This is a genomic window from Candidatus Schekmanbacteria bacterium (assembly GCA_016219965.1).
Classification (GTDB): domain Bacteria; phylum Schekmanbacteria; class GWA2-38-11; order GWA2-38-11; family J061; genus JACRJM01.
In genome coordinates, this window is record JACRJM010000015.1 from 165,412 (window position 1) to 189,641 (window position 24,230).

The 24,230-nt window shown below is 42.1% G+C and carries 12 protein-coding genes; 10 read left to right on the forward strand and 2 right to left on the reverse strand.

Annotated elements, in window-relative coordinates; translation table 11 throughout:
* The first annotated feature begins 49 nt into the window (after window positions 1-49).
* Window positions 50-1,081 (forward strand): aldo/keto reductase, encoded by a 1,032-nt coding sequence (locus HZA77_14135; protein ID MBI5376568.1) that lies wholly within the window; start codon window positions 50-52, stop codon window positions 1,079-1,081.
* A gap of 42 nt (window positions 1,082-1,123) precedes the next feature.
* On the opposite strand, the gene HZA77_14140 is transcribed toward HZA77_14135, so the two are convergent.
* Complete coding sequence (locus HZA77_14140) at window positions 1,124-5,959, reverse strand: thrombospondin type 3 repeat-containing protein (protein MBI5376569.1); 4,836 nt, start codon at window positions 5,957-5,959, stop codon at window positions 1,124-1,126.
* Window positions 5,960-6,165: 206 nt separating this feature from the next.
* Here HZA77_14140 and HZA77_14145 point away from each other — a divergent pair, with 206 nt between their 5' ends.
* From HZA77_14145 to HZA77_14175, 7 genes are all read left to right on the forward strand, one after another.
* A complete protein-coding gene (locus tag HZA77_14145) occupies window positions 6,166-7,149 on the forward strand; it encodes a class I SAM-dependent methyltransferase (GenBank protein MBI5376570.1) in 984 nt (327 codons plus the stop codon).
* A 491-nt stretch (window positions 7,150-7,640) separates the two neighbouring features.
* Window positions 7,641-12,182: a thrombospondin type 3 repeat-containing protein gene (locus tag HZA77_14150; protein MBI5376571.1), complete on the forward strand. Its 4,542-nt coding sequence runs from the start codon at window positions 7,641-7,643 to the stop codon at window positions 12,180-12,182.
* Between the two features lie 396 nt (window positions 12,183-12,578).
* Window positions 12,579-15,164, forward strand: coding sequence for an SBBP repeat-containing protein (locus HZA77_14155; protein MBI5376572.1), 2,586 nt, complete (start codon window positions 12,579-12,581; stop codon window positions 15,162-15,164).
* A gap of 1 nt (window position 15,165) precedes the next feature.
* Complete coding sequence (locus HZA77_14160; GenBank protein MBI5376573.1) at window positions 15,166-15,321, forward strand: hypothetical protein; 156 nt, start codon at window positions 15,166-15,168, stop codon at window positions 15,319-15,321.
* A 39-nt stretch (window positions 15,322-15,360) separates the two neighbouring features.
* Window positions 15,361-17,940 carry a thrombospondin type 3 repeat-containing protein gene (locus tag HZA77_14165; protein MBI5376574.1) on the forward strand — a complete coding sequence of 860 codons (2,580 nt, stop codon included), beginning with the start codon at window positions 15,361-15,363 and terminating at the stop codon, window positions 17,938-17,940.
* 137 nt (window positions 17,941-18,077) lie between these two features.
* Window positions 18,078-19,709: a glycosyltransferase family 39 protein gene (locus HZA77_14170; protein MBI5376575.1), complete on the forward strand. Its 1,632-nt coding sequence runs from the start codon at window positions 18,078-18,080 to the stop codon at window positions 19,707-19,709.
* A gap of 5 nt (window positions 19,710-19,714) precedes the next feature.
* Entirely contained in the window at window positions 19,715-21,076 is a 1,362-nt protein-coding gene (locus HZA77_14175) for a cobalamin B12-binding domain-containing protein (GenBank protein ID MBI5376576.1), read from the forward strand.
* 54 nt (window positions 21,077-21,130) lie between these two features.
* On the opposite strand, the gene HZA77_14180 is transcribed toward HZA77_14175, so the two are convergent.
* Window positions 21,131-22,183, reverse strand: a complete 1,053-nt coding sequence (locus tag HZA77_14180) for a class I SAM-dependent methyltransferase (GenBank protein MBI5376577.1) — start codon at window positions 22,181-22,183, stop codon at window positions 21,131-21,133.
* Between the two features lie 217 nt (window positions 22,184-22,400).
* Between HZA77_14180 and kdpF the strand changes: the two genes are divergently transcribed.
* Complete coding sequence (gene kdpF / locus HZA77_14185; GenBank protein MBI5376578.1) at window positions 22,401-22,493, forward strand: K(+)-transporting ATPase subunit F; 93 nt, start codon at window positions 22,401-22,403, stop codon at window positions 22,491-22,493.
* Window positions 22,490-24,229 (forward strand): potassium-transporting ATPase subunit KdpA, encoded by a 1,740-nt coding sequence (gene kdpA, locus HZA77_14190; protein ID MBI5376579.1) that lies wholly within the window; start codon window positions 22,490-22,492, stop codon window positions 24,227-24,229. Before kdpF ends, kdpA begins: the two co-directional genes overlap by 4 nt.
* The last annotated feature ends 1 nt before the right edge of the window (window position 24,230 follow it).

Sequence of the window (24,230 nt, forward strand, 5' to 3'; positions counted from 1 at the left end):
AAATTAGAGACTGTTGATTTTTAAAATATAAAAATACAAGGAGCATGTTATGGAAAAGACCAGGCTTGGAAGAACTAATCTTGAAGTCACAAAGATGGGACTGGGAGGGATAGCTCTTTCAACTGTAATGGGAGGCAAGGATGAAGAGACGATCAACAAGGTGATTCACGCGGCGCTGGATGCAGGGATTAACTTTATAGACACCTCAAGGGTTTACATGGATTCTGAAACAAACATCGGTGAGGTGATGAAGACAAGGAGAAAAGAATGTATTCTTGCCAGCAAATCTCATAGAAGAGGATATGATGAAGTGCTGTCAGATCTGGAAGACAGCCTGAAAGAATTACAGACAGATAAGATAGAGATTTACCAGATACATGAGCTTGAACCCGATGAAATTTCCGATGTGATGAAAAAAGGTGGAACGCTGGATGCTTTTAAGAAAGCAAAGGAACAGGGCTTGATAGATTTTATAGGATTAACCAGCCATCATACGGATGTTACCGTTGAAATGATGAAGACTGGAGAGTTTGATACTGTTATGTTTCCATTTAACGTGATTGAGCGGGAACCTGAGAATGAAATAGTCTCCCTTGCCTGCTCTAAAGATATAGGAAGCATAGTGATGAAAGCCCTTGCCGGCGGTGTAATCAGGAATATTGAAAAATGTCATAAATTCTTAAACGGTTATCCTCTTGATAATGTCCTTGTCGGTGTTGCCAACCTCGCTGAGTTAGAGGAGAATCTCAAGTATGCAGAGAGCACGGAGCCTCTGACAGCGCAGGAACTTAAAGAGTTTGAGGATGAGGTTGCCTATTTAGGAAAAGATTTTTGCAGACGCTGCAACTACTGTATGCCTTGTTCAAATGATATCATTATATCGGCTATGATCCATCTTACCTGGCAAAGGGTGAAAGGTTTAAGCTACGATGAACTCTCTGATGACAGAAAGAGATCTGGTAATAATCTAATGCTCTGGTGGCAGGCATGCAATGAGTGCGGACAGTGTGAAGAAAAATGTCCCTATGATCTTCCAACCATTGAACGCAAGAATGATTTGATGAAGTTGTTTTCCAGATAGGTCATAGACAGATTATAAAAAACGTTTACGAGGTCGTGGACTTTAGTCTGCGGATGCTAATTCTTTCTTTGTCTTAGATTTCTTTGCCGTAATCTTAATCTCAATAGGATCGTGAAATGTGCTGACTCCATACATGTTTATATCCTCAATCCTGTATAAGTATTTCTTGCCTGATTTGATATTGTTGTCTTTAAACTTGTACTTTGCGCCGCTGATTCCAGCATTTTTTGTTTTGATGAGGTTTTTATTTATTTTTACATATTCTCTATCAGTAGATTCATTACCGGCAGATTCACTACGAAGAATATTGAAGCCTTCATTGTTTGATTCAGAAGCTGTTTTCCATTTGAGTACAACTTTTTTGCCGGATTGCCTGGCTTCAAAGAAAGAGAGAGTTACCGCTGTGGGCGTTTGTTCGCAAGCATCACCGATTCCATTATTATCAGCATCTAACTGATCAGCGTTTGCGACAGCGGGACAATTGTCAACAGAATCGCAAACTCCGTCAGCATCTTCGTCAGACTCTTTTAACCACCCTGAATCGCTGAGGCTGAATGTACTATATATTTCTTTCTCACTGAGGTTTGATGCTTTCACCCAGTAATAGTATTGCAAACAAAGCTCAGCGGTTTTATCATCAAAGCTTGTACCAGCCTGACAAACTCCCACTTGCACTGCTGTCCCCGGGTCATTGTTAAGAGAGCGATATACACAGTAAAGTGTTGCCCCTTTGACTTTATTCCATTGAATATTTACGATTTCCCTATAAGTCCCGTTGCTTGCATATATGCCTTGGGGGACAGCAAGTTCTCGCCAGCCAACATCAGGAGTGCTGAATGCGCTTGCGCGCTCGGGAGAGTCACTCCTTGCGACCCTTACCCAGTAATAGTATGGCTGGCCTGAATCAGCCGTTGTGTCATCATAGCTGGTCTCGGTCTGCCAGGAGCTGATTGGTGCTGCGTCATCAATAACAGACGTCATGCTCCTGTATACCTGGTAGAATGTAGCATCAGGTGACGTAGCCCAGGTTATCCGGACTTTATCGACATAAGCGCCGTCAGTGGCAGAAACTCCGGTTGGCGCAGAATACCCGCGCCATCCGCTGTCCGATATGCTTTTATTAGAACCGCAGAGACCGGAACTGTTTGCCCCTGCCTCCACCCAATAGTAATATATCCTGATCTTCTCTGCCGTTATATCATCGTACTGGGTTTCTGTCTGCCAGGACCCAAGGGACTGGGCTCCGGTGAGACTGTTAGTGGTATTCCTCCAGATACGATAGTAAGAGGCGCCCTGAACGCTATCCCAGGATACTGTCACCATGGCGTCGGAAGCGCCGTCAGATGCAGTTACTCCCGTAGGTTCCTGCAAGTGGTAGGAACCTGTACCATAAAGCGAACTCGATGCGCTCGCATGATTCCCGGATTGATTTGTTGCAGTCTTTACCCAATAATAATAGTTGATATTACAATCAGAAAGTTCCCAGTCATCATAGGTTGTTGCAGTTTGCCATGTGCCGATGGCTACGGCACTGGTATTGTTAGTTGTTGTATTGCGGTAAACACGATAATATGTCGCCCCTGAGTATGAGTTCCATGATACGGATATGTGGCCGCCAAGAGTAGTGGTTGCCTTGACACCATTTGGGGCTGAAAGCGCCTTCCATCCGATGTCCGGTGCGCTGAAGTCACTTTCCCTTGTTCCAGCATCATCTATTGCGGCAACAACCATATACTCATAATCAACTCCCGGTTCGGAAGACGTGTCATTGAAGGAATCCTCTGTTGCCCAGTCCCGTATCATAAGCGTAGAGCCCAATATTCGGTCAATGGCACCGGCCTTTTTGCGGAACACCCGGTAATATAGAGGTGTTTTACTGATTATTGGCGCCGTCCAGGTGACGGTAACATAGCTTGCTGATTTTCCGTCAGTAGCGGTAACGCCTGTAGGCGCCGGAAGGGGAGTATAGGTCTTGTACCCCTTGTCAGGAAAGCTGAAATCGCTGTAAAAATAACCACCCCTGTCTGAATGATATCCCCTGGTTTTAACCCAGTAATAGTAGGAACGGTTCTGCACGGCAGATAAATCAGTAAACTTCCTGGATGTAACCCACGAGGTCAATGCCGTTGCCGTAGAAGGGTCGTCTGTACTGTTGCGGTAAAGCTGATAAGCGTCAGAATAGGAAACAGCATCCCATGTAATGAAAACGTGGTCAGTGTATGTTCCTTTGCTTGCATCAACGAATGAAGGTGCCGCAATACCAATGTATCCTTTTTCAGCGACGCTGTATGACTTGTTGTCACTATCCATGCTGCTCCAATCAATATACGAACTTTCGCCTGCAGCTATCCAGTAATAGAAGTCTTTCCCGGGAATCGGTTTACTGCAGCCAGTCCCACTGTCTTCATAAGCTTCATCAGCCAAAGTTGTCCCATTCGCACAGTTAATCGCCTTTGAGCGATCAATGGAATCGCTCCGGTACAGACCGTAATAGTTTGTCCCCGGCACCTGGTCCCAGGTAACAGAAATATATTCAGCAGAACAGCCCTCGCAGGCAGAAACATTTTGAGGGGCTGAAAACGGGGTAATGCCTGTTGCCCATTCGCTCTGGACCGGATATTCTCCATAACTTCCGCAGAAGTTGTAACTCCTTACACGATAATCATAGCTCTTGCCGGGTGCTACTGTTTCATCCATAAAAGCGGAAGTCAGATTTTTGTTTGTCAGTATCTCCCATGTGCCGCCTGATGCAAGGCGTGATACCTCGTAGCCTGACGCTCCGCTAACAGAATCCCATGAAACCCACACGTAACCAACCTTATTTGTCGAAGCCGTTATATTTGCAGGCGGCGGAGGACCGTCGGGACATACTATGTGAATCTTGGGATACATTCGCGTAAGATTGTTCCCTGTTATCGTTTCCCATGACTCCACTCCCGGCAATGCGCTCGGGCAGTCGTCGCTGTTTCCTGTCACGACAAGGTTAATGTAATAGTCTCCGGGAGGTATGTCGTCAGGAATCACTGATGTTATGTTCCCTGTCCAGTATGATTCATAAGTGAATGAAGGCCACTGTACATACGTCCCAAGCTGATAATAATCACCATGCGTCCAGTCCTCATCAGGAGAACAATAAATACCAATATATGGTTGTTTGGAAAGAAACACTCTCAGGCGCACGTTGGACGTGGAGGTGTTTGACATATTCTCAACGGTTATGTTGTTTAGAATTATCCAGAACCCCGGTTCATATGTGCCGCCATCGACGGAGTCCTCGTCAACATTGCCGTCGGGCTTAAGAGCCTGCCTGTCCGTTGTGGCATTATGCAGTCCTCCCTGGGCATAGTATGACTCTACGCCGAGATCGTTGACATTCATGATAGGGGTTTGCATCCAGTAAAGACCTCGGAGCAACGCTGCATCTTTGAAGTGAATCCCGCTCCCATCTTCAACAAGGGTGGAAGAGCGGGAATGCATGACGGTTGGAATATCATAATCATAATTTTCGTTTCCGTCATTAGGCATAAGACCCCATGAATGTCCCAATTCGTGCATCAGTGTCGTCTGATAGAGATTCAAGTTTTGGTTGCTAAGAGCTTCTTCAAGATCATCAGTCCACACAATATCACCATTAAAAACAATGTCAGTCTCAAATATAGTAGTGCTAATATTCCAATAAAAGGTGTATCCACGGGCATTCCCCCAGTGATGTCCGAACAAGTCATACAATGCAGCGTCGCTAACAAATCCAAAGAACTCACTATAAAAATTAGGGTAGCCATAGCTCCCATCATCATCACGCATGCGGTAGACGTCCATAAACTCATTGTACTGGTTCATCCCCCACTGATCCCAACTGTAATTCCACCAGGATTCCGGCAGCATTTCCATTACGATAGGGAGATCCCAATAGGCATAAAATCCAAGTGTATCGTTCAGGGCGGTTATAGTGTCTGTTTCAGAGAGATTTCTTTTTCTGGCAATACCGGAAGTATCTGAGTTGTTGTCGCGGAGCAATTCGATGTCTAAAGGATTTCCTTCAGCATCCAGGATTTCTCCGTCATCGGTTATCTGCCATGAAGCAGATTCCGGAAGTTTAGGTGATATTTTTCCCTCTTTGTCACTTGTGATGCCTGCTTTTTTAGAGGACTTTTTGTCAGGTTTTTTTTGGGCAGGAGATGCAAGCACTTTATTAATTTTACGTTTGAAATTTTTAAAGGTAAGAACAGACACAATCTCTTCACTTTCCCTTGCAAGAGTTTTAATGGAACCATCCGGTGCATCCTCGGGCAAGGGAACCATTGTTATCTCTGGTGGAGCGACCTCTGCGATGCCGTTTAAAATCTGTTTTATTTTCCGTCCTGATTTTAGCTTTCCTTCTTTCAGGTGAAATCCTCTGCCGCTGGCTGTAAGAACATATTTTTCTCCGGTGCCTTTATCCTCCGTTATCTGGAAAAGACCCTGGGTGCCGCCAACAATGGGATTGACATAATGCTCACCATCAAAAGTCGAAAAAACCATGTAACGTTCGCCTTCTTTGAAGCTGGGCATATCTGAGACAGTCAAAGCGATTTTGCCGAGTCGACCGCCGAGAAAAGTAAGTGTAATCTCCTGCGATATATCTTTTTTCACAGTTTTCTTCTTATGGACTAAAGCTATATCCTTGAATGTTACATCAGTAACTATGGTGTTTCTTTTGGGACCAACGCGGCAAGCCATTTCAGAAACAGTGCCGGCAAAAATAATATCAGCCGAACGCACTATCTCATCAAACTCAAGATTTTGCTCAAAGGCAAACGCCAGGCTGTCGGCAAATGAGAAAGCCGATAGCACAGCTATTATAGCAAATATTAAAAACTGTTTTGTTTTGAGCTTCATACTCCCTGCCGGAAAGAAATACTTACTTTGATAACAAATCAAAAGCATGACTGCAAAAATAATGCCACAAAAATTTTTATCATTGCAAGACTTTGGGGGATTCTTCTTGCGGTAAACACTTAAAGAAAATAATATTCAAAAAGCGAAAGAATTATTTTGTTCAGTGATCAGGGAGTCGAGCTGGTCATAAATAGTGAGGTATTTTTATGAGTGAAAGAGATGCTGTTCTGACTGATGTGAGAGGTTTCATGAAAAGCCGCGTCATATTGACTGCTGCGGAACTGGATTTTTTTACCATCCTCGACGAAAAACCGGCAAGTGCGAATGAAATTGCATTGAAGAAGGGACTTGACTTGCGAGCAGCAACGCGTGTTCTTGACTGTCTTACAGCCATTGGTTTTTTGGAAAAGTGGGACAGTATTTATCATCTTACAAAAAAAGCGTCTTTTTATTCTTCTCATCATCCTGAGACAGTCCTTCCAATGGTTCTCCACATGAATCATGTTTGGGATAGATGGAGCGGTCTCACAGAAATTGTAAAAACTGGAATCCCTGCTGAAAGAGAACCCGGTATTGCGATGGATGATGAAAGCTGGAAGTCATTCATAGGCGCTATGCATGTTGCAGGACTGGAGGTTTCTCAAAAGATCGCTGATGAGTATGACCTTAGCCGTTTCACGCACCTGCTTGATATAGGAGGTGCTTCAGGTACTTATACTATCGCTTTTTTGCGGCATAACCCTGCCATGACTGCGGTGATTTTCGATCTTGAAAATGTAATTCCAATGGCAAGGGAGAGGATAGCGACGGAAGGACTTAGTAAACGAGTTGAATTGGCTGCCGGAGATTTTTATAAGGACGAGCTTCCAACGGGGTGTGATCTGGCGCTACTTTCAGCCATAATTCATCAGAACAGTCCTCACGAGAATCTTGATCTTTACATCAAGATTTTTAAAGCGCTTAAGCCGGGCGGGACACTGCTTATACGCGATCACATTATGGACTCGTCACGCACAAAACCTCCGGCAGGCGCGATGTTTGCCATCAACATGCTCGTTAACACCGGAGGTGACACATATACATTCGAAGAAGTAAAAGAAGGTCTGGAAAAAGCAGGGTTCACAAACATAAAACAGCTTCGGTACGGAGTGAGTATGGATTGTCTTGTAGAAGGAAGAAAGCCTGAATAATATCTTACGGGATGTTGTTGTTCTGGCAGAGATACCATCTGATATCACTTGCATTGTTATTGCTTTAGAAGGAGATCAGATATATTTTACAGACATAAAAATCTTAGGATATTTTCGCTGTACGGTGACAATAGGCGTATATATTAAAGAAGCTGATAACATGGTTAGAAAGCTTTTGTAAGTTTGTTGAGCTATCTGAAGGTTAATTAAAATAAAAATAATCTATTAAGAGTTAAAACAAACATATTTTATATTAATAAAGAGCAATAAGTAATGTCGAGTTTCTGAACACTTTTCCTTTAAATAAAACAATGAGTTAAAAAATCCCATTTTATTGTGTCTACTAAACCGACACTATGAAAACAGGACCTACTGGTTTAATAGATTCCCATTTTAGTCTTTTTATTACAACAGTTTGATTTAATGGTATTTTTTTACTCATTAAAAACCAGAAAAATATATGGCATGTCTTTTGCAAGTTTTTCTGGTTAATGCTTACAAAAATAGGCTTCCTATTTCTCCTATTGGTTGTTCTTGTTCTTTTTTACGCTCCCGTTGATGCTGCCTTATTGTGGGAATCTGATTACGGCACACTTGTCCATCAAGACCCTGCTATTGCTTTAATCGGAGGTGTCGCAACAGGTGCAAAGAGATATACAATAGGGTTTAATTTTGTTTTTTATGGACAGACTTTTTCGGAGCTTTGGATTAACAGCCTCGGCACAGTATCATTTGGTGATTCAAATCTTAGTGTTACAAATGAGGGATTCCCTGCCGTACAGGATGTTTCAAACCCTGTCACTCATAAACCACAGCCCTATGAGAGAATGAAAATGATAGCCCCTTTATGGGATTATCTTTTAACAGCTCCTGATGCAAAAGAGGATGGTTCAACTAATCCAAATACAGGCGTATGGGCAAGACTCATTGGCACCGCCGGTTCACAAAGGCTTATCCTTACTTGGAATGATGTTTCGCATTTCAATTTAAGCGGCTATCCCGCTGCATATTATGGCTCAGACACATTCCAGCTTATCCTTTACGAGGGAACTAATGACATAGTAATGAGTTACCTGAATCTTGGCGGCGTTAAAAACCCTCTGCACTCCGGAGGTGTTACTTTTCCGGGGGGCAATTATGTTGCCAATGATGATAATGGAATAACTATCGGAGTTAATGCCGGAGATCTGGCAGGAACTAATCCGCTTAAAGGTACACAGTATCTTTATGGTTTTGTGGATAATTCGCTTCTGCCTGAGGGTGATTCAATTATTTTTACTTATGACCCTAACTATCATGGAGCTGGCATAGGCGGTTATAATTTCTCTACCTATACGACTCCGGATTCTGATGGCGATGGGATCTTAGATACCGCTGATAACTGCCCCTCTGTTTCAAACCCGGACCAATCGGATATAGACGGCGATGGTATTGGCGATGTGTGTGATAGTGACAAGGATGGTGACGGCATAGCCAATACTTCTGACAACTGTCCCACCATTTCAAACGCTGACCAGGCTGATACAGACGCTGATGGTATAGGCAATGCGTGTGATGATGACATGGATGGAGACGGCATCCTCAATGCTTCTGATAACTGCCCGTTAACTCCAAATCCAGACCAGATGGATACAAACGGGAATGGGATTGGCGATGCATGTGATAATGATATAGATGGCGATGGGATAGCAAATGCTTCTGATAATTGCCCCAGCACGTATAATCCGGATCAGCTCGATATAGATGGCGATGGCATAGGAGATTTGTGTGACAGTGACAAGGATGGAGACGGCATAGCGAATACTTCTGATAATTGTCCAAGCACATATAATCCGGATCAGCTCGATACAGATGGCGACGGCATAGGAGATACATGTGATGATGATATGGATGGTGACGGGATACTTAATGCTTCTGATAACTGCCCCAGTGCATACAATCCAGACCAGACTGATACAAACGGGAATGGAGTTGGTGACGCCTGCGATAATGATATAGATGGTGATGGGATAGCCAATGCTTCAGATAATTGCCCCTATATTTCAAATCCGGATCAGCTCGATTCAGATAGTGATGGCATAGGCGATGTCTGCGATACGGACAAGGATGGAGACGGTGTATCCAATCAATATGATAATTGTCCGTTAACAGCTAACTCTGATCAGGCAGATACAGACAGCGATGGTATCGGTGATGCATGCGATGTTTGTACGGATTCAGACAATGACGGTTTAGGAGATCCGGGATTTCCAGAAAATACATGTCCTCAGGATAACTGTGCATTCGTATCAAATCCGGATCAGCTGGATACAGACGCTGACGGCATAGGGAATGCGTGCGATGATGATATGGATGGAGACGGCGTACTTAATGCTTCTGACAACTGCCCGTTAACTCCAAATCCTGATCAAATGGATTATGATGGAAATGGCATAGGCGATGCCTGCGATGATGATATAGATGGAGACGGCATCCTCAATGCTTCTGATAATTGCCCCGGTGCATATAATGCTGATCAGCTTGATACTGACGGTGATGGTATAGGCGATGTCTGTGATGATGACATAGATGGAGACGGCATAGTCAATGCTTCTGATAATTGCCCGCTGCTTGCAAACTATGACCAGGCAGATGCAGACAGCGATGGTATCGGCGATGCCTGTGATATTTGCACAGACACAGACAGTGACGGATTCGGAGATCCGGGATTTGAAGCTAATACTTGTCCAACGGATAATTGTCCTTATGTACCGAACTCTGATCAATTAGACTCTGACGGCGACGGTATCGGCGATTCGTGCGATGATGACGTAGATGCCGACGGTGTAAGCAATAACCTCGACAATTGTCAGTTCATAGCTAATCCTTCTCAGGCAGACAGCGATTGGGATGGAATCGGCAATGCCTGTGATGAAACGCCTATTGTAAGAGCAGTGCTCACAGCAGGTACATACCATTCTATTTCTATAAATACCGATGGAACGCTCTGGTCGTGGGGAGATAATTTATACGGTCAACTTGGTAACGGTACGACGACCGATAAATCATTGCCTGTCCATATAGGGACTGAAGCAAACTGGTCTCAGATAGCAGCCGGAGGTTTCAGCACGTCAGCAATAAAAGGTGACGGCACATTGTGGACATGGGGACGCAATAATTATGGCCAGTTAGGAGATGGTACTACGACTAACAAAACTGCACCGTTACATATTGGGACAGAAACAGACTGGGCATATGTTGCAGACGGCAGTTATCACACTATAGCGATAAAAACAGACGGCACACTATGGGCATGGGGATACAATAATTATGGCCAGCTCGGAAACGGCACAACTACTAATAGCTATGTGCCTTTGCACATAGGCACAGACAGCGATTGGCTCTATGCGGCAGCAGGAGCCTCGCACACAGTGGCTATAAAATCAAACGGGACCATGTGGGGATGGGGGTATAATTTTTATGGCCAGTTAGGAGAGGGCACGACTACTAATAGCTATGTGCCTGTACAGGTAGGCACAGACAGCGATTGGGTATATGTCTCTGCAGGCAATTCGCATACTGTTGCCATAAAAGCAAACGGAACCATGTGGGCATGGGGACGAAATAACTATGGACAGTTGGGAGACGGCTCGACAAGCGACAGCCATGTGCCCGAGCAGATAGGAATTGATACTAACTGGATGTTTGCTGAGGCTGGCAATTATCATAATCATGCGATGAAAATAGGCGGCACCTTGTGGGCGTGGGGATATAACAATTATGGCCAGCTTGGAGATGATACTACAATTGCAAAGAATTCACCTGTCCAGATAGGAGCTGATACAGACTGGATATATATTGCGGCAGGCGATTATCATAGTTTGGCGAAAAAATCAGACGGGACAGTCTGGGGATGGGGATACAGCAATAACGGGCAGGTAGGAGATAATACAAAGACGAACAGGAAAACACCTGTGATAGTATTTGGTCCCGATCTAACGGTTTCAACCCTGACAGCTACTCTCTCATGTACAGGGATAACGATAAACGATACAACAAAGGAAAACGGAGGATTGATGCGCGCAGGTGCGTCAACAACAGGTTTTTACCTTTCCACTGACACAGTACTTGACATATCGGATACTTATTTGGCAAGCAGGGAAGTTCCTTCGCTTGAACCCGGTACATCGAATGCGGCAACTACTATTATATCTGTTCCGGAAGGAATAACACCAGCGAGCTATTACATTATAGCCAGAGCAGATGATTCCGGCATAATCTCTGAGACAAAAGAAACAAACAATACTAAGAGCATATCTGTTAAATTGAAGCCTGACCTTTCAGTTTCATCTATTATTACTGCGCCGACAACTTCGGGTGCGGGGAAGTCCATATCCATTACAGACTCGACAAAGAATGGCGGGTTTGTTGGCGCAGGTGTTTCAGCGACAGGTTTTTACCTTTCAACGAACTCAACGCTTGATGCATCTGACGTGCTTCTTGGGAGTAGAGACATAATATCCATTAGCCCGTGTCAGACCAGCACCGGCAGCATTTCAGTGACAATACCTATTGGAACTGTAGGAGGGAAATATTATATCATCGCAAATGCAGACAATCTTTCCTCTATTGATGAGACATATGAAACCAATAATTTAAAGAGCAAGACAATAAACATTGGACCTGACCTTACAGTTTCATATATTTCAGCGCCTTCAACTGCCACTGCCGGAGCTACTATTGCTGTTGCAGATACGACAAAGAACAGCGGCGGCGGGGATGCAGATAGTTCAACAACGATAATTTATCTGTCAACGAATACAACTCTTGACGGAAGCGATGTCGAGCTTGGAAGCAGAGCTGTCGCGTCAATTGCAGCAGGGCTGAGTAATCCGGGAACTACCTCTGTAACTCTTCCTTCAGGCATATCAGGGAGCTATTATTTAATTGCCAAGTCAGATGCTGGTTCAGGCAATCCTCTAAGTACCGGTGTGATTGTTGAACCCAACGAGACGAACAATACAAAGTATAAGTCTATAACTATAAATCCGTAGCGATTGATCGCGGATTCTCATTCCTCTCTTCCTTGACCACAGTAAGATTATAGAACAGACAATTATTCCTATCTATTAATATAATGATGTAACCAAACCATCTTAAACCTGTCGGATAATTGAACACTTTAAGTCGTTTAAAAACAATGTGTTATAAAAGCGATATAAAAAGTGTGCAATTTAGTGAACAGATTAGATGAATGTATATTTATTTATTCCAAATATATTCCTTGTATATAGCTAGTATTTGCAAATAAATCAACAAGTTATTGTTTTAGAATTACCTTCTGGCACAATCTTTGCTTGCTTTATACAGAACATTTTTTAAATTTGCAGTTTTCTTTTTTCATATAGCCTGTAAACATTTTTTTCACTTCAGAATAAGGGGGTATTGTGATGGTGCGTAAGTTTACTTTATTAGTCATCATTTCCTCAATTCTATTAATTCCTCTCATTACTTTTGCAAACACTAATCCTGATGCATCAAAAATATTAGCTAAGACTGCAAATCTGAAAATTCCCTTTGTGGAAAATCAAGGGCAGGTAAAAGACAATGGAGTAAAGTTCTTTGCTCAGACATTTGCCGGCACTGTTTTTGTTACTGATAAAGGGGAGATAGTCTATGGGTTGGTGAAGCCGGAAGAAAAGAGCAAAAGTGCAGAATCCAAAAGTCAAAAGCCAGAAAAAAATGAATCCCCCTCAAATCCCCCTTTTGTAAAGGGGGAAAAAGGGGGATTTAAAAGTCTTTCTCTGCGAGAGACTCTCGTTGGTTTACAAAATCTGAGTATCAAAGGTGAGAGCAAGGCAGCAACGCAGATAAATTACTTCGTAGGTGATAAGAGTAACTGGAAAAAGAATATCCCGACATGGGAAAGTGTGAATTTAGGTGAGGTCTATAATGGCATAGAGTTAAAACTCAAAGCATATTCTAAGAATATTGAGAAGCTCTTCATTGTGAATAGTGAAGGGAATGTTGATGATATAAAGCTCATGCTTGATGGCGCAAAATGTATAAAAGTGAATAATGCTGGCGAACTTGATGTTGAGACAGCGCTTGGAAGTATTAAATTTACAAAACCCGTTGCCTATCAGGAGATTGACGGCAAGACAGTAGAAGTAAAAGTAGAGTATATCATTGCAAATGAAAAACCGTCACCCTTTACCTATGGTTTCAAAGTTGCATCCTACGACAAGACATATCCGCTTATTATTGACCCGCTTCTTGCTTCGACTTTCATTGGCGGCGGTACTTCTGAATATGCAACTTCAATAGCTCTGGATTCTTCAGGAAATGTTTTTATAACCGGGTATGCGCCTTCAGGATATCCGACAACCGTCGGATCTTATGATACATTATACAACAGCGGCTTGCATGATGTCCTGATATCAAAACTTGACAGCAATCTTGGTACTCTTTTATGTTCGACTTACATAGGAGGTTCCTCTGCTGACGATGGTTATGCCCTAGTCATAGATTCATCTGACAATATCTTTGTTGCTGGTTACACTAGTTCCTCTGATTACCCAACAACATCTGGTGCTTACGATACATTGTATAATGGAAGTGGTGATAGTTTTGTTTCGAAATTTAATAATAATTTGGACACCCTGATTTCTTCAACATATATAGGGGGAGATAATTCTGATTATATTAGTTGCCTTGCCTTAAGCGCATCAGGAGACCTGTATTTAGCAGGTGATACATATTCATCAGGTGATTACGGATTTCCCACAACACCCGGAGCTTATGACAGAACTTACAATGGGTTGTATGGGTGGAACATGTATAGCGATGCTTTTGTATCCAGAATGAATAATTCTCTTTCTTCTCTTTTATCTTCAACATTCATTGGCGGGGAGGCTGGGGATTACTCAAATTCCATAGCACTGGATTCTTCAGGGAATGTCTATGTAACTGGTTCTACCATTTCACCTGATTATCCATTTACATTCGGAGCCTATGAATATATAAATCGTTATAATCCTCATGTAGGTTATACTTATGATGTTTTTGTCTCAAAACTGAATAGCAATTTAACTTCTCTCCTCTCTTCAACTATTATAGGAGGATACGGCGGTGATATTGGATGTGCAATAGGTATAAATTTTTCAGGTGATGTTTATGTTGCTGGAGAAACTTATTCCTCTAACTACCCAACCACCGCCGGGGCTTATGATAGAACTTTAAATTATAGCTATGATGGTTTTGTTTCAAAATTTAACAATAATTTGAGTACACTCCTTTCTTCAACTTTCATAGGGGGGGATAACACTGATTATATTAAATGCCTTGCCTTAAACGCATCAGGAGACCTGTATTTAGCGGGTAATACATATTCATCAGGAACTTATGGTTTTCCAACATCAGTGGGAGCTTATGACACAACACACAATGGCAGCTATGATGTTTTTGTATCAAAGATGAATAGCAGCCTATCTTCTCTTTTATACTCAACATTCATTGGAGGAAGCGATTATGATTACGCAACTTCCATAGCATTGGATTCTTCAGGGAATATCTATTTAGCAGGATATACTATTTCTTCTAATTACCCAGTTACATCCGGAGCCTATGATTCAACTTTTAATGGGGGTTCTGATATCTTCATCTCAAAGCTCGGTATAAACGATCTTCCAACAGCCATTACACTTTCTTCATTCACTGCAAATTATAAAGGAAAGATGGTGATGTTAAAATGGAGAACAGCGAGCGAGATAGATAATCTTGGCTTCAATATTTACAGGAGTGATTCGGAGGATGGTGAATATATAAAGATTAACAAGAAAACCATTAAAGCAAAAGGCAGTTCAACAAAAGGTGCAAGCTACAACTTTAAAGACACAAAGATTGAACAGGGGAAAAGCTACTGGTATATACTTGAAGATATAGACAGCATCAATGGACCTACAAAACATGATCCGGTAAAAGCAGAAGGCAAATCCGGAAAAGTAAAAACAAAAAAGAAAAATAAGGGGAAATAAAATGAATGAAATTAAGAAACCTTATAGAGCGCCAACAATAAAAAAAGTAAAACTTGTCCCGGAAGAAGCTGTTCTCGGCGTATGCAAGAGCGATACCGCTGCAGGTCCTAACCAATCAACATGCATAATCCCACAGTGCTTTAACCCGGGGAGTTGATTATTCTATAAAATAAATATTATAGATGGGGGTGTTGTGATGTGGCGCAATTTTACTTTATTTGTTATCATCTTCTCAATTCTGTTAATTCCTCTCATTACTTTTGCAAACACTAATCCTGAGACATCAAAAGTGCTGGCAAAGGCTGCAAAGCTCCAGATACCTTTTGTAGAGAACAAAGGACAGATACAGGACATGTCAATAAAGTTTTACGCAAACACCTTTGCCGGGAATGTTTATGTCACGGGAAAAGGTGAAATAGTTTATGGATTAGTGAGAGACGAAGGTTATATGCCTATTCGTGAAACCCTTATTGGTGCGGCATCACCAAATATCAATGGTGAGAGCAAAGCTGTCACACAGGTAAATTATTTCGTTGGCAATAAAGATAACTGGAAGTCAAGCATCTCTACATGGGACAGCGTAAATCTTGGCGAAGTTTATGAAGGAGTGGAGCTTAAGCTCAAAGCATATGGCAATAATGTTGAAAAGCTTTTCTATGTAAATGAATGCGGAGATGTTGATGATATAAGGCTCAAATTTGACGGCGTAGAAGATCTTGCTATCAATGAAAAAGGCGAACTCGAAATCGAAACAGACATTGGTACAGTTAAATTCACAAAGCCTTTTGCTTATCAGGAGATTGACGGCAAGAGAGTTGAAGTAAAATGCGACTTTGTTATTGCGAGGGAGCAAAGCGACCGCTGCAATCTCAGCATTTACGGTTTCCAGGTTGCGTCATACGACAAAAACTATCCGCTTGTCATTGACCCGCTGCTGTCATCAACATTTATAGGCTCCTCAAATCATGATGAATTTGCATATTTTACTAGAGATGCAGCAGGGAATATTTTTGTTACCGGCTATTCCTTATCATCCAATTATCCCACTACATCCGGTGCTTATGACAGGACTTATAATACAAATAAAGATGTCGTTGTTTCAAAAATTAATGGCAATTTAACTTCACTTCTTTCTTCTACATTTGTAGGCGGTAGCTCTGATGATACTGCAGGTCAGATTATCATTGACGCTGAAGGGAATATACTTGTTAGCGGAGGTACACTGTCATCAAATTTTCCAACAACCTCTAATGCCTATGACAGGGTATATCACGGGGCGTGGGATGCTTTTGTTTTTAAAATGGATAGCACGTTAAGCAATCTAATTGCATCAACATTTATTGGTGGAACAAATTACGATATATCAAGACGAACGCTAATTGATTTATCCGGTAATATCATTATATCAGGTGTTACCTATTCAGCAGATTACCCAACAACTATAGGTGTCTATGATTCCTTTTATAATGGAGGAGTTGATATCTTTGTCTCAAAACTCAACAATAATCTTACATCTTTGCTTTGCTCAACTTTCATAGGTGGATCAAGTGATGATGATGGAGAAGCTCAATTACTTGATAGTTCAGATAACATTTTCATAAACGGTAAGACTAATTCATCAGATTACCCGACTACAACAGGAGCATTTGATATTACATATAGTGGTGGAACAGATGCATTTGTTTCAAAGCTGGACAATAACTTGACTTCACTCCTTTCTTCTACATTAATTGGAGGAAACAAGGATGAATATTCTTATGATATTGCATTAGGATCTTCAGATAACCTGTATCTGGCAGGCGAAACATTTTCTTCAGGTGCTTATTCATTTCCTGTGACTTCGGGCGCTTATGACACAACTTTTAATGGCGGCCCGAGAGATGCTTTTCTTTGTGAATTTACTGATGATCTGAGTACTCTCTTAGCTTCAACAATTTTCGGAGGAAATAGCGATGAAGGTGTTCTTTCAATTGTTATAGATACATCAGGTAACATTTACTGCTTTGGTACAACCGGCTCTTCAAATTTTCCAACAACACTCGGAGCATATGATCGTACTTTTAACGGTGCGGTCGATTTCTTTGTCTCTAAGTTTGATAGTAGCTTGACCAATCTCCTTGCTTCAACTTTCATTGGTGGAAGTATTGATGATTGGAGCCAGCAAATGATTATTGATCCTGATGGCAATATTTATATTGGTGGAGTTAGCGCATCTTCGAATTATCCTACAACACTTGGTGCTTACGATAAGACTTTTAATGGAAGTTATGACATGGTTATATCAAAGTTTGATCCTAATCTTTCCAGCGGAACTGACAGCGACGGTGACGGCATATTGGATCCATCTGATAATTGCCCGGTTGTTCCAAATCCTGACCAAGCTGATTACAATAATAACGGGAAAGGCGATGTATGTGATCCACCTCCACCAACACTAATAGAACTTTCTTTTTTTGATGCAATTCAACATGGCAAAAAAATCTTAATAACTTGGCAGACTGCAACAGAGGTTGACAACCTTGGCTTCAACATCCTTCGCAGTGAATCTGAATCAGGGCCTTATGAAAAAATTAATAAGAAGCTCATCAAAGCCAAAGGCAGTTCAACAAAAGGTGCAAGCTACAACTTTAAAGACACAAAGATTGAGCAGGGAAAAACCTACTGGTACATACTTGAAGATATTGACAGCAACAATGGGCCTACAAAACATGATCCGGTTAAAGCAGAAGGAAAATCCGGAAAAGTAAAAACAAAGAAGAAAAATAAAAGGAAATAAAATAACAACAAACTTGCATATGAAGAATCCCCCAACGCCTGTTGGGGGATTCTTTATGCTTTATGACTCCTTTTTTTGTTCACTTGCTTGGATATTTTAATATATCCTTCCATAAAAAATTATCAGTCTTATAGATTATGATGTCATTAAATAATAATTCTGAAATATCTTCACCCAAACGCGGGGCAGCGTTGTTTGCCATATTAGCGGTAAGCGCTTTCTTCAGTTTTTATAGATTAGGCTTAGTTGAGTTTGTAGAGGGCGACGAAGCGGTTGTTATGAATAAAATAGTCCGTTTCCTTAACTGGGGGACTGATTACAGAAATCTGGCAGCTTTTTTAACAGCAGAGCATCCGCCGATGCGTTTTCTTGTTTCACTTCCCTTTGTCTATCTTTTCGGTGCGTCAGAGTTCTGGCTCCGTTTTCCGCACGCTTTATCAGGTATTTTGTCTGTGTACTGGGTTTACAGGATTGGAAAGATTGCTTTTAATACTTATTCCGGTTTGATTGCAGCATTGGTTTTTGCTGTAAGCGGTATGAGTGCAGTGTATAGGTCAGCTAATGGGATAGGTGTATTCACGTTATTTTTGTTAATTGCTCTCGAATGTCTTTTTCGCTTTGAATTGGCGGTTACGGAAGAAACAGAAAAGAAATGGTTAAACTACACTTTTTTATTTCTAGGACTTGCATCAATAACTTTCCTCGAAGGAGTCCTCTTTGCTATTCCGGCGGTTTATTACGCTTACAGGAAAAAAATAAAAGTCAGGGGGATTATAAGAGCATCTTTACCATTTATAATTCTTAGCACAGGATATCTGTTCCTATGGGTTATTCTGCCAGGCATTGCAGGATATTTCGGTCTTATCCCCTCTTATCTTGCAGGCAATACAACTCATGTTGGAGGGCGCTTAAACAACTTGTTTGCCTTCAATCTTTCTGAATTTGCCGGAGCAGTTATTGCTACGAATTCTTTGCCGGTGATAATACTTTTTTTGTCGGTTTTTATATTTCAGAAAAATCTTATCTGCGAGAGACTGCGATTACCTGTATTTTATTTTCTTCCACATTTTATTGCCTGGTTTTTTCTTTTTAAAAAGCCATGTGGACATGGTGCTTATATTGCACCATTATTTGCTCTTGTCATTGGAGGCGGGGTAGTCTTTTGGAATTCCGATACCGCTTCTGTCATGAAAAAAACAGTGCTGAATTTAATGCTTGCCATAGTAGTTGTTCTTACGGGCTGGCATAATTATATTCTGAATCTGCAGGATGAAATTACACCATCAATAAGAAACTTTGTTTACTACGATGAAAGCTATATGAATTATCCTGCCGGTGCCCCGAATTTTAACTTTGAAGGCAAGGCAGCGGCTGGCGTTTACGTGAGAGAGCATGTCAAACCCACTGACAGGGTTCTTACCGACTTTGGTTATAATATGGAACTTTATTATGCTGGATTGCTCCATACAAGTGAAGAATTGGATGAGATTGCCCCGCATTTAGCTGATAGAGATTTAATGCAGTCATCAGGAATACATTATTTGCTTTTAAAATATCCATCCAAATATCAATATGCCGGCACACATATCCCTGCCGCGATAGTCTTTGTGAGGTCAAAAGCAACAATATATATTTATGATTTATGGAAAGAGCCGGAAAATACCGTCCGTCTTCAGGCAGAGGATGAGCGCAATAAATTTTATGAAAAGTATGCAGTATGGAATAAAATCAGACCTGTGGCAGCGAATGTTCAATTAAGGAAGGAATAATTAAAATGAGAATACTGCTTATACAGCCGGCTAAGGCGCCTGTTACCATTGGCGGCGAGGATGTGTTTATCTATGAGCCGCTTGCCCTTGAATACATTGGCGCAGGGGTTGCAGGGAATCATGATGTCAGAATCCTTGATATGCGTCTCGATAAAAATCTTAATAAGACTCTATATGAATTTAATCCTGATATTGTCGGAATAACCGCATACACAGTGCATGTTAACGGTGTTAAAGAACTTTTCCGTAAAATTAAGGAGTTCAACCCGGTAATACTTACTGTTGCCGGCGGTCATCATGCAAGTGTTGCCCCCCTGGACTTCATGACACCAAATATAGACCTTGTTGTGACAGGCGAAGGGGTTTTTGCATTTAACGAGATTATACGCCGGTTTGAAAAGGGTGAAAACTTTGATGGAATACCGGGAGTTGCAATTTGCAAAAAAGACCGTCTTATAATGCCTCAATGCTTATCTCCAATAGAGCTTGATTCCTTACCGTTCCCTGACAGGAAGCTTACTGCTCAATACAGGAAACATTATTATTCAGAATGGATGAGGCCGCTTGCATCCATACGCACTTCGAAAGGATGTCCATACAGGTGCAGTTTCTGTGCCCTCTGGAAACTCGCCGGCGGACATTACTTCCGGAGAAAACCGGAAAAAGTATTGGAAGAGATTGCAGGTATAGAAGAAGAATTTATCTTCTTTGCAGATGATGAATCTCTTGTAGATACGGAAAGGATGAAGACGCTTGCCTTGCTCATAAAGAATGCAGGTATAAAAAAACAGTACTTCCTGTATGGAAGAGGCGACACAATTGCCGGCAATCCGGAACTACTCGAACTTTGGAAAGAGATCGGTCTTCAAAGGGTATTCGTGGGACTTGAATTTTTCAGGGATGAAGACCTTAAATACATAAAAAAGGGCTCTCATGTAAGTGATAATGAAAAGGCGGTGAAAATTTTACAGAGCCTTGATATTGACATATATGCATCTTTCATAATCCGTCCCGAATTTAAGAAAGAGGATTTCAGGGCTTTTATAGAATATTGTCAGGGGCTGGATTTAAACTTTGCATCTTTCGCAATGCTGACACCTCTGCCCGGTACAGATTTTTTTGAAGAGGTAAAAGACAAGCTGATAACCCGCAACTATGATTTGTTTGACTTTGTACATACGCAGCTTCCGACGGCTATGCCGCTAAAAGAGTTTTTCAATGAATACTTTGAGCTCTACAAAAAATCAGTCCCATTCAGGAAGTCGATATCTTTTCTTAAGAAGTTCCCTATGAAGGAAATCCCTTCTATTCTAAACATCTCATATAAAGCCTTAAAGAGAATCAAAAACGCTTACCGTGATTATTAAGCGAGGGGAAAGATTGTCTGTTATTTTCCCCGCAGTTTGATATTCAGTTTGAAATTAATGACGGCACACGAAAATTGAGTTTTGTGGGCGTGGCGTATCGATCATCTCGACATTCTTAAATCCCGCGTCAGAAAGCATTGCCCGTGCAGACTCTTCTCCCCAGACTGCTCCAAGCCCCGGCCCTCCGCATGCAAGGGACACTGTCACGCAGTGCATCAGGCTCATGCCATAGTACATCGGGGCAAAGGGGTTTCCCATATTGTTTTCAACCTTGCTTGAGAATTTAAATTCAATCATCAGGAAAGTCCCGTCAGGGGACAAAGTTTTTTTCACCTGCTGTAAAACGTTTAATGGTTTTTGCTGGTCATGGATTGTGTCAAAGGCAGTTATGAGATCGAATTTCCGTTCCTGCGAAAACTCTGAAACGTCAATTACTTCGAATTTTGAATTTAGAAGTCCCATAATCTTGGCTTCATTTCTTGCACGTGCTACAGCATCTTCTGCTATGTCGTATCCGTAAAACTTCGAGGCAGGAAATTCGGAGGCAAGTATATTCATTGCATGACCTGTGCCGCAGCCAATATCAAGGACATTGATGCCTGCTTTTAATCTATCACTCAAACCATCGACCCTGCCAATAAATCCTCCTATCAGATGTTCATCAAATATGCGGCGCCATGTGTCATCCATGCAGTTCGTGAACTCAGGTCTGAATTCCTGATATGGGATTCCGCCGCCATTACGAAAGCACTTTGTCAAACCTGTGAGCTGGCTTCCAAAATGATTGATCATACGGCTCAACGGGCTCATGTTGATTGATTTATTTCCTGTTAAATACAGAGCGTGTTCTTCGGGAAGTGAGTATTTCTCTGATGACGGGTCATAGGTAAAGATCCCGCCTGTTGCCATCGCACAAAGCCATTCGCGGACATATCTCTCGTTAAGCCCGGCACGCTTACTTAATTCAGAACTTGTTGCAGGGCCTTCTGATGCAGCTTCGAAGAGACCTGTCTGGTAACCGATATCAATCAATTTTGTAAGGACTGCCCCTGAGTATATGTTAAGAAGTTTTCCTGCAAACTCTTTTGACGGCTCTGGTTTATTCATTGTTAATTATCTCCTCCATTTTCTTCTTTGTGATTGGACCCCTGTGATGTTGTAAATGTTTAACTGCCCATAAAGCATTTCTATATATCCTTTTAATAGCAAGGATTGAAGTTAATCTTAACAAAATTTTTACACAAAACAGCATCATCTTTACTACGCCCTGAATCATAATTGTAATAATGTGTCTTTGAATAATGAACAGATGGAGGAAGTATTTATGGACATCTTTTATTGGATTGGCGGAATAGTCGCATTGGGACTTCTTGTGTATCTTCTCATCGCGCTGATGAAACCGGAGATATTCTCATGACTGCAAATGGAATAATTCAAATCAGTTTGTACATGGCGGTTCTCTTGATCCTTGTGAAGCCGCTTGGCAGTTATATGGCAAAGGTGTATCAGGGTGAGCCGCATTTTTTAAAGCGAATTTTAAGTCCTATCGAGAAGCTGATTTACCGGATGCTTGGCGTGCACCCCGATGATGAAATGGTATGGAGCACATATGCAACAGCAGCGATCCTCTTCAAACTTGCTTTTTTCTTTTTGTTGTATCTGATTTTGCGTATTCAGGGAATGCTGCCGCTTAACCCGCAGGGTTTCCCGGGAGTCCCATCAGCACTTGCATTCAATACAGCAGTAAGTTTTATTACCAACACTAACTGGCAGGCTTATGGCGGTGAATCTACCATGAGCTATCTCTCACAGATGATGGGGCTTGCTGTCCAGAACTTTGTTTCTGCAGCACAGGGAATGGCAGTACTGGTTGCTCTTGTCAGGGGATTTACGCGCCGTACAACGAAAACAATAGGCAATTTCTGGGTTGACCTTACACGCTCAGCTCTTTATATTCTGCTGCCGCTCTCTCTTATAATGGCCGTGTTCCTTGTATCGCAGGGAGTAGTGCAGAATTTCAGTCCTTATAAAAACGTGCCGCTTCTTCAGCCTGTAAATAGCAGCTCTGCCAAAGTTGCTGAACAGACGCTCCCTTTAGGACCTACTGCCTCACAGATTGCGATAAAACAGCTTGGCACTAATGGCGGAGGTTTTTTCAATGTCAACTCTGCACATCCATTTGAGAACCCAACTCCTCTTTCAAATTTCATTGAGATGCTGGCGATTCTTCTTATCCCTGCCGCGCTCTGCTACACCTTTGGCAGGATGGTCGGCAACAGCCGGCAGGGATGGGCATTACTTTATGTCATGCTGATAATATTCATCCCATTGCTGCTCTTATGTTATTCGAGCGAGCAGGCGGGAAACCCTCTTCTCACGGCAGCAGGTGTTAACCAGTCTGCCGGGAATCTCCAGGTGGGCGGCAATATGGAGGGAAAAGAAGTACGCTTCGGCATTGCAAATTCTGCGCTCTGGGCAACTGCAACGACAGCTGCATCAAACGGCTCTGTAAACTCCATGCACGATTCGTTCAGTCCTCTCGGAGGGCTTGTGCCTATGGTCATGATACAACTTGGAGAAGTGGTTTTTGGCGGTGTAGGTTCAGGCCTATATGGAATGATCGCATTTGCCATAGTGGCAGTCTTTGTTTCCGGACTTATGGTAGGACGTACACCGGAATATCTCGGAAAAAAAATAGAGGCCTTTGAGATGAAGATGGCGTCGCTTGTAATTTTAGTCCCTGCTGCATGTGTATTAGTTGGAACTGCTGTTGCATCTGTGACAGGCGCAGGTATTGCAGGTATATCTAATCCGGGACCACATGGATTCTCACAGATTCTTTATGCTTTTTCCTCTGCATCGAACAACAATGGCAGCGCCTTTGGAGGCCTCTCTGCAAATACTACTTTTTATAATGTGCTGCTTGGGATAGCCATGCTTTTGGGCAGATTCTGGGTGATGATTCCGGTACTTGCAATCGCAGGCGCTCTTGCTCAAAAAAAACATGTTCCTCCGGGAACAGGGACATTGCCTACGGATACACCGCTTTTTGTCATTCTCCTTGCAGGCATTGTAATTATTGTTGGCGCACTGACATATCTTCCGGCTCTTGCGCTTGGCCCGATAGCCGAGCATCTGATGCTGTACAAATAAT

Excerpts from the sequence above, each read along its gene's own strand:
- HZA77_14135 (MBI5376568.1), top strand. The coding sequence starts at position 50 with ATGGAAAAGACCAGGCTTGGAAGAACTAATCTTGAAGTCACAAAGATG.
- HZA77_14140 (MBI5376569.1), bottom strand. The coding sequence starts at position 5,959 with ATGAAGCTCAAAACAAAACAGTTTTTAATATTTGCTATAATAGCTGTG.
- HZA77_14145 (MBI5376570.1), top strand. The coding sequence starts at position 6,166 with ATGAGTGAAAGAGATGCTGTTCTGACTGATGTGAGAGGTTTCATGAAA.
- HZA77_14150 (MBI5376571.1), top strand. The coding sequence starts at position 7,641 with ATGCTTACAAAAATAGGCTTCCTATTTCTCCTATTGGTTGTTCTTGTT.
- HZA77_14155 (MBI5376572.1), top strand. The coding sequence starts at position 12,579 with ATGGTGCGTAAGTTTACTTTATTAGTCATCATTTCCTCAATTCTATTA.
- HZA77_14160 (MBI5376573.1), top strand. The coding sequence starts at position 15,166 with ATGAATGAAATTAAGAAACCTTATAGAGCGCCAACAATAAAAAAAGTA.
- HZA77_14165 (MBI5376574.1), top strand. The coding sequence starts at position 15,361 with ATGTGGCGCAATTTTACTTTATTTGTTATCATCTTCTCAATTCTGTTA.
- HZA77_14170 (MBI5376575.1), top strand. The coding sequence starts at position 18,078 with ATGATGTCATTAAATAATAATTCTGAAATATCTTCACCCAAACGCGGG.
- HZA77_14175 (MBI5376576.1), top strand. The coding sequence starts at position 19,715 with ATGAGAATACTGCTTATACAGCCGGCTAAGGCGCCTGTTACCATTGGC.
- HZA77_14180 (MBI5376577.1), bottom strand. The coding sequence starts at position 22,183 with ATGAATAAACCAGAGCCGTCAAAAGAGTTTGCAGGAAAACTTCTTAAC.
- kdpF (MBI5376578.1), top strand. The coding sequence starts at position 22,401 with ATGGACATCTTTTATTGGATTGGCGGAATAGTCGCATTGGGACTTCTT.
- kdpA (MBI5376579.1), top strand. The coding sequence starts at position 22,490 with ATGACTGCAAATGGAATAATTCAAATCAGTTTGTACATGGCGGTTCTC.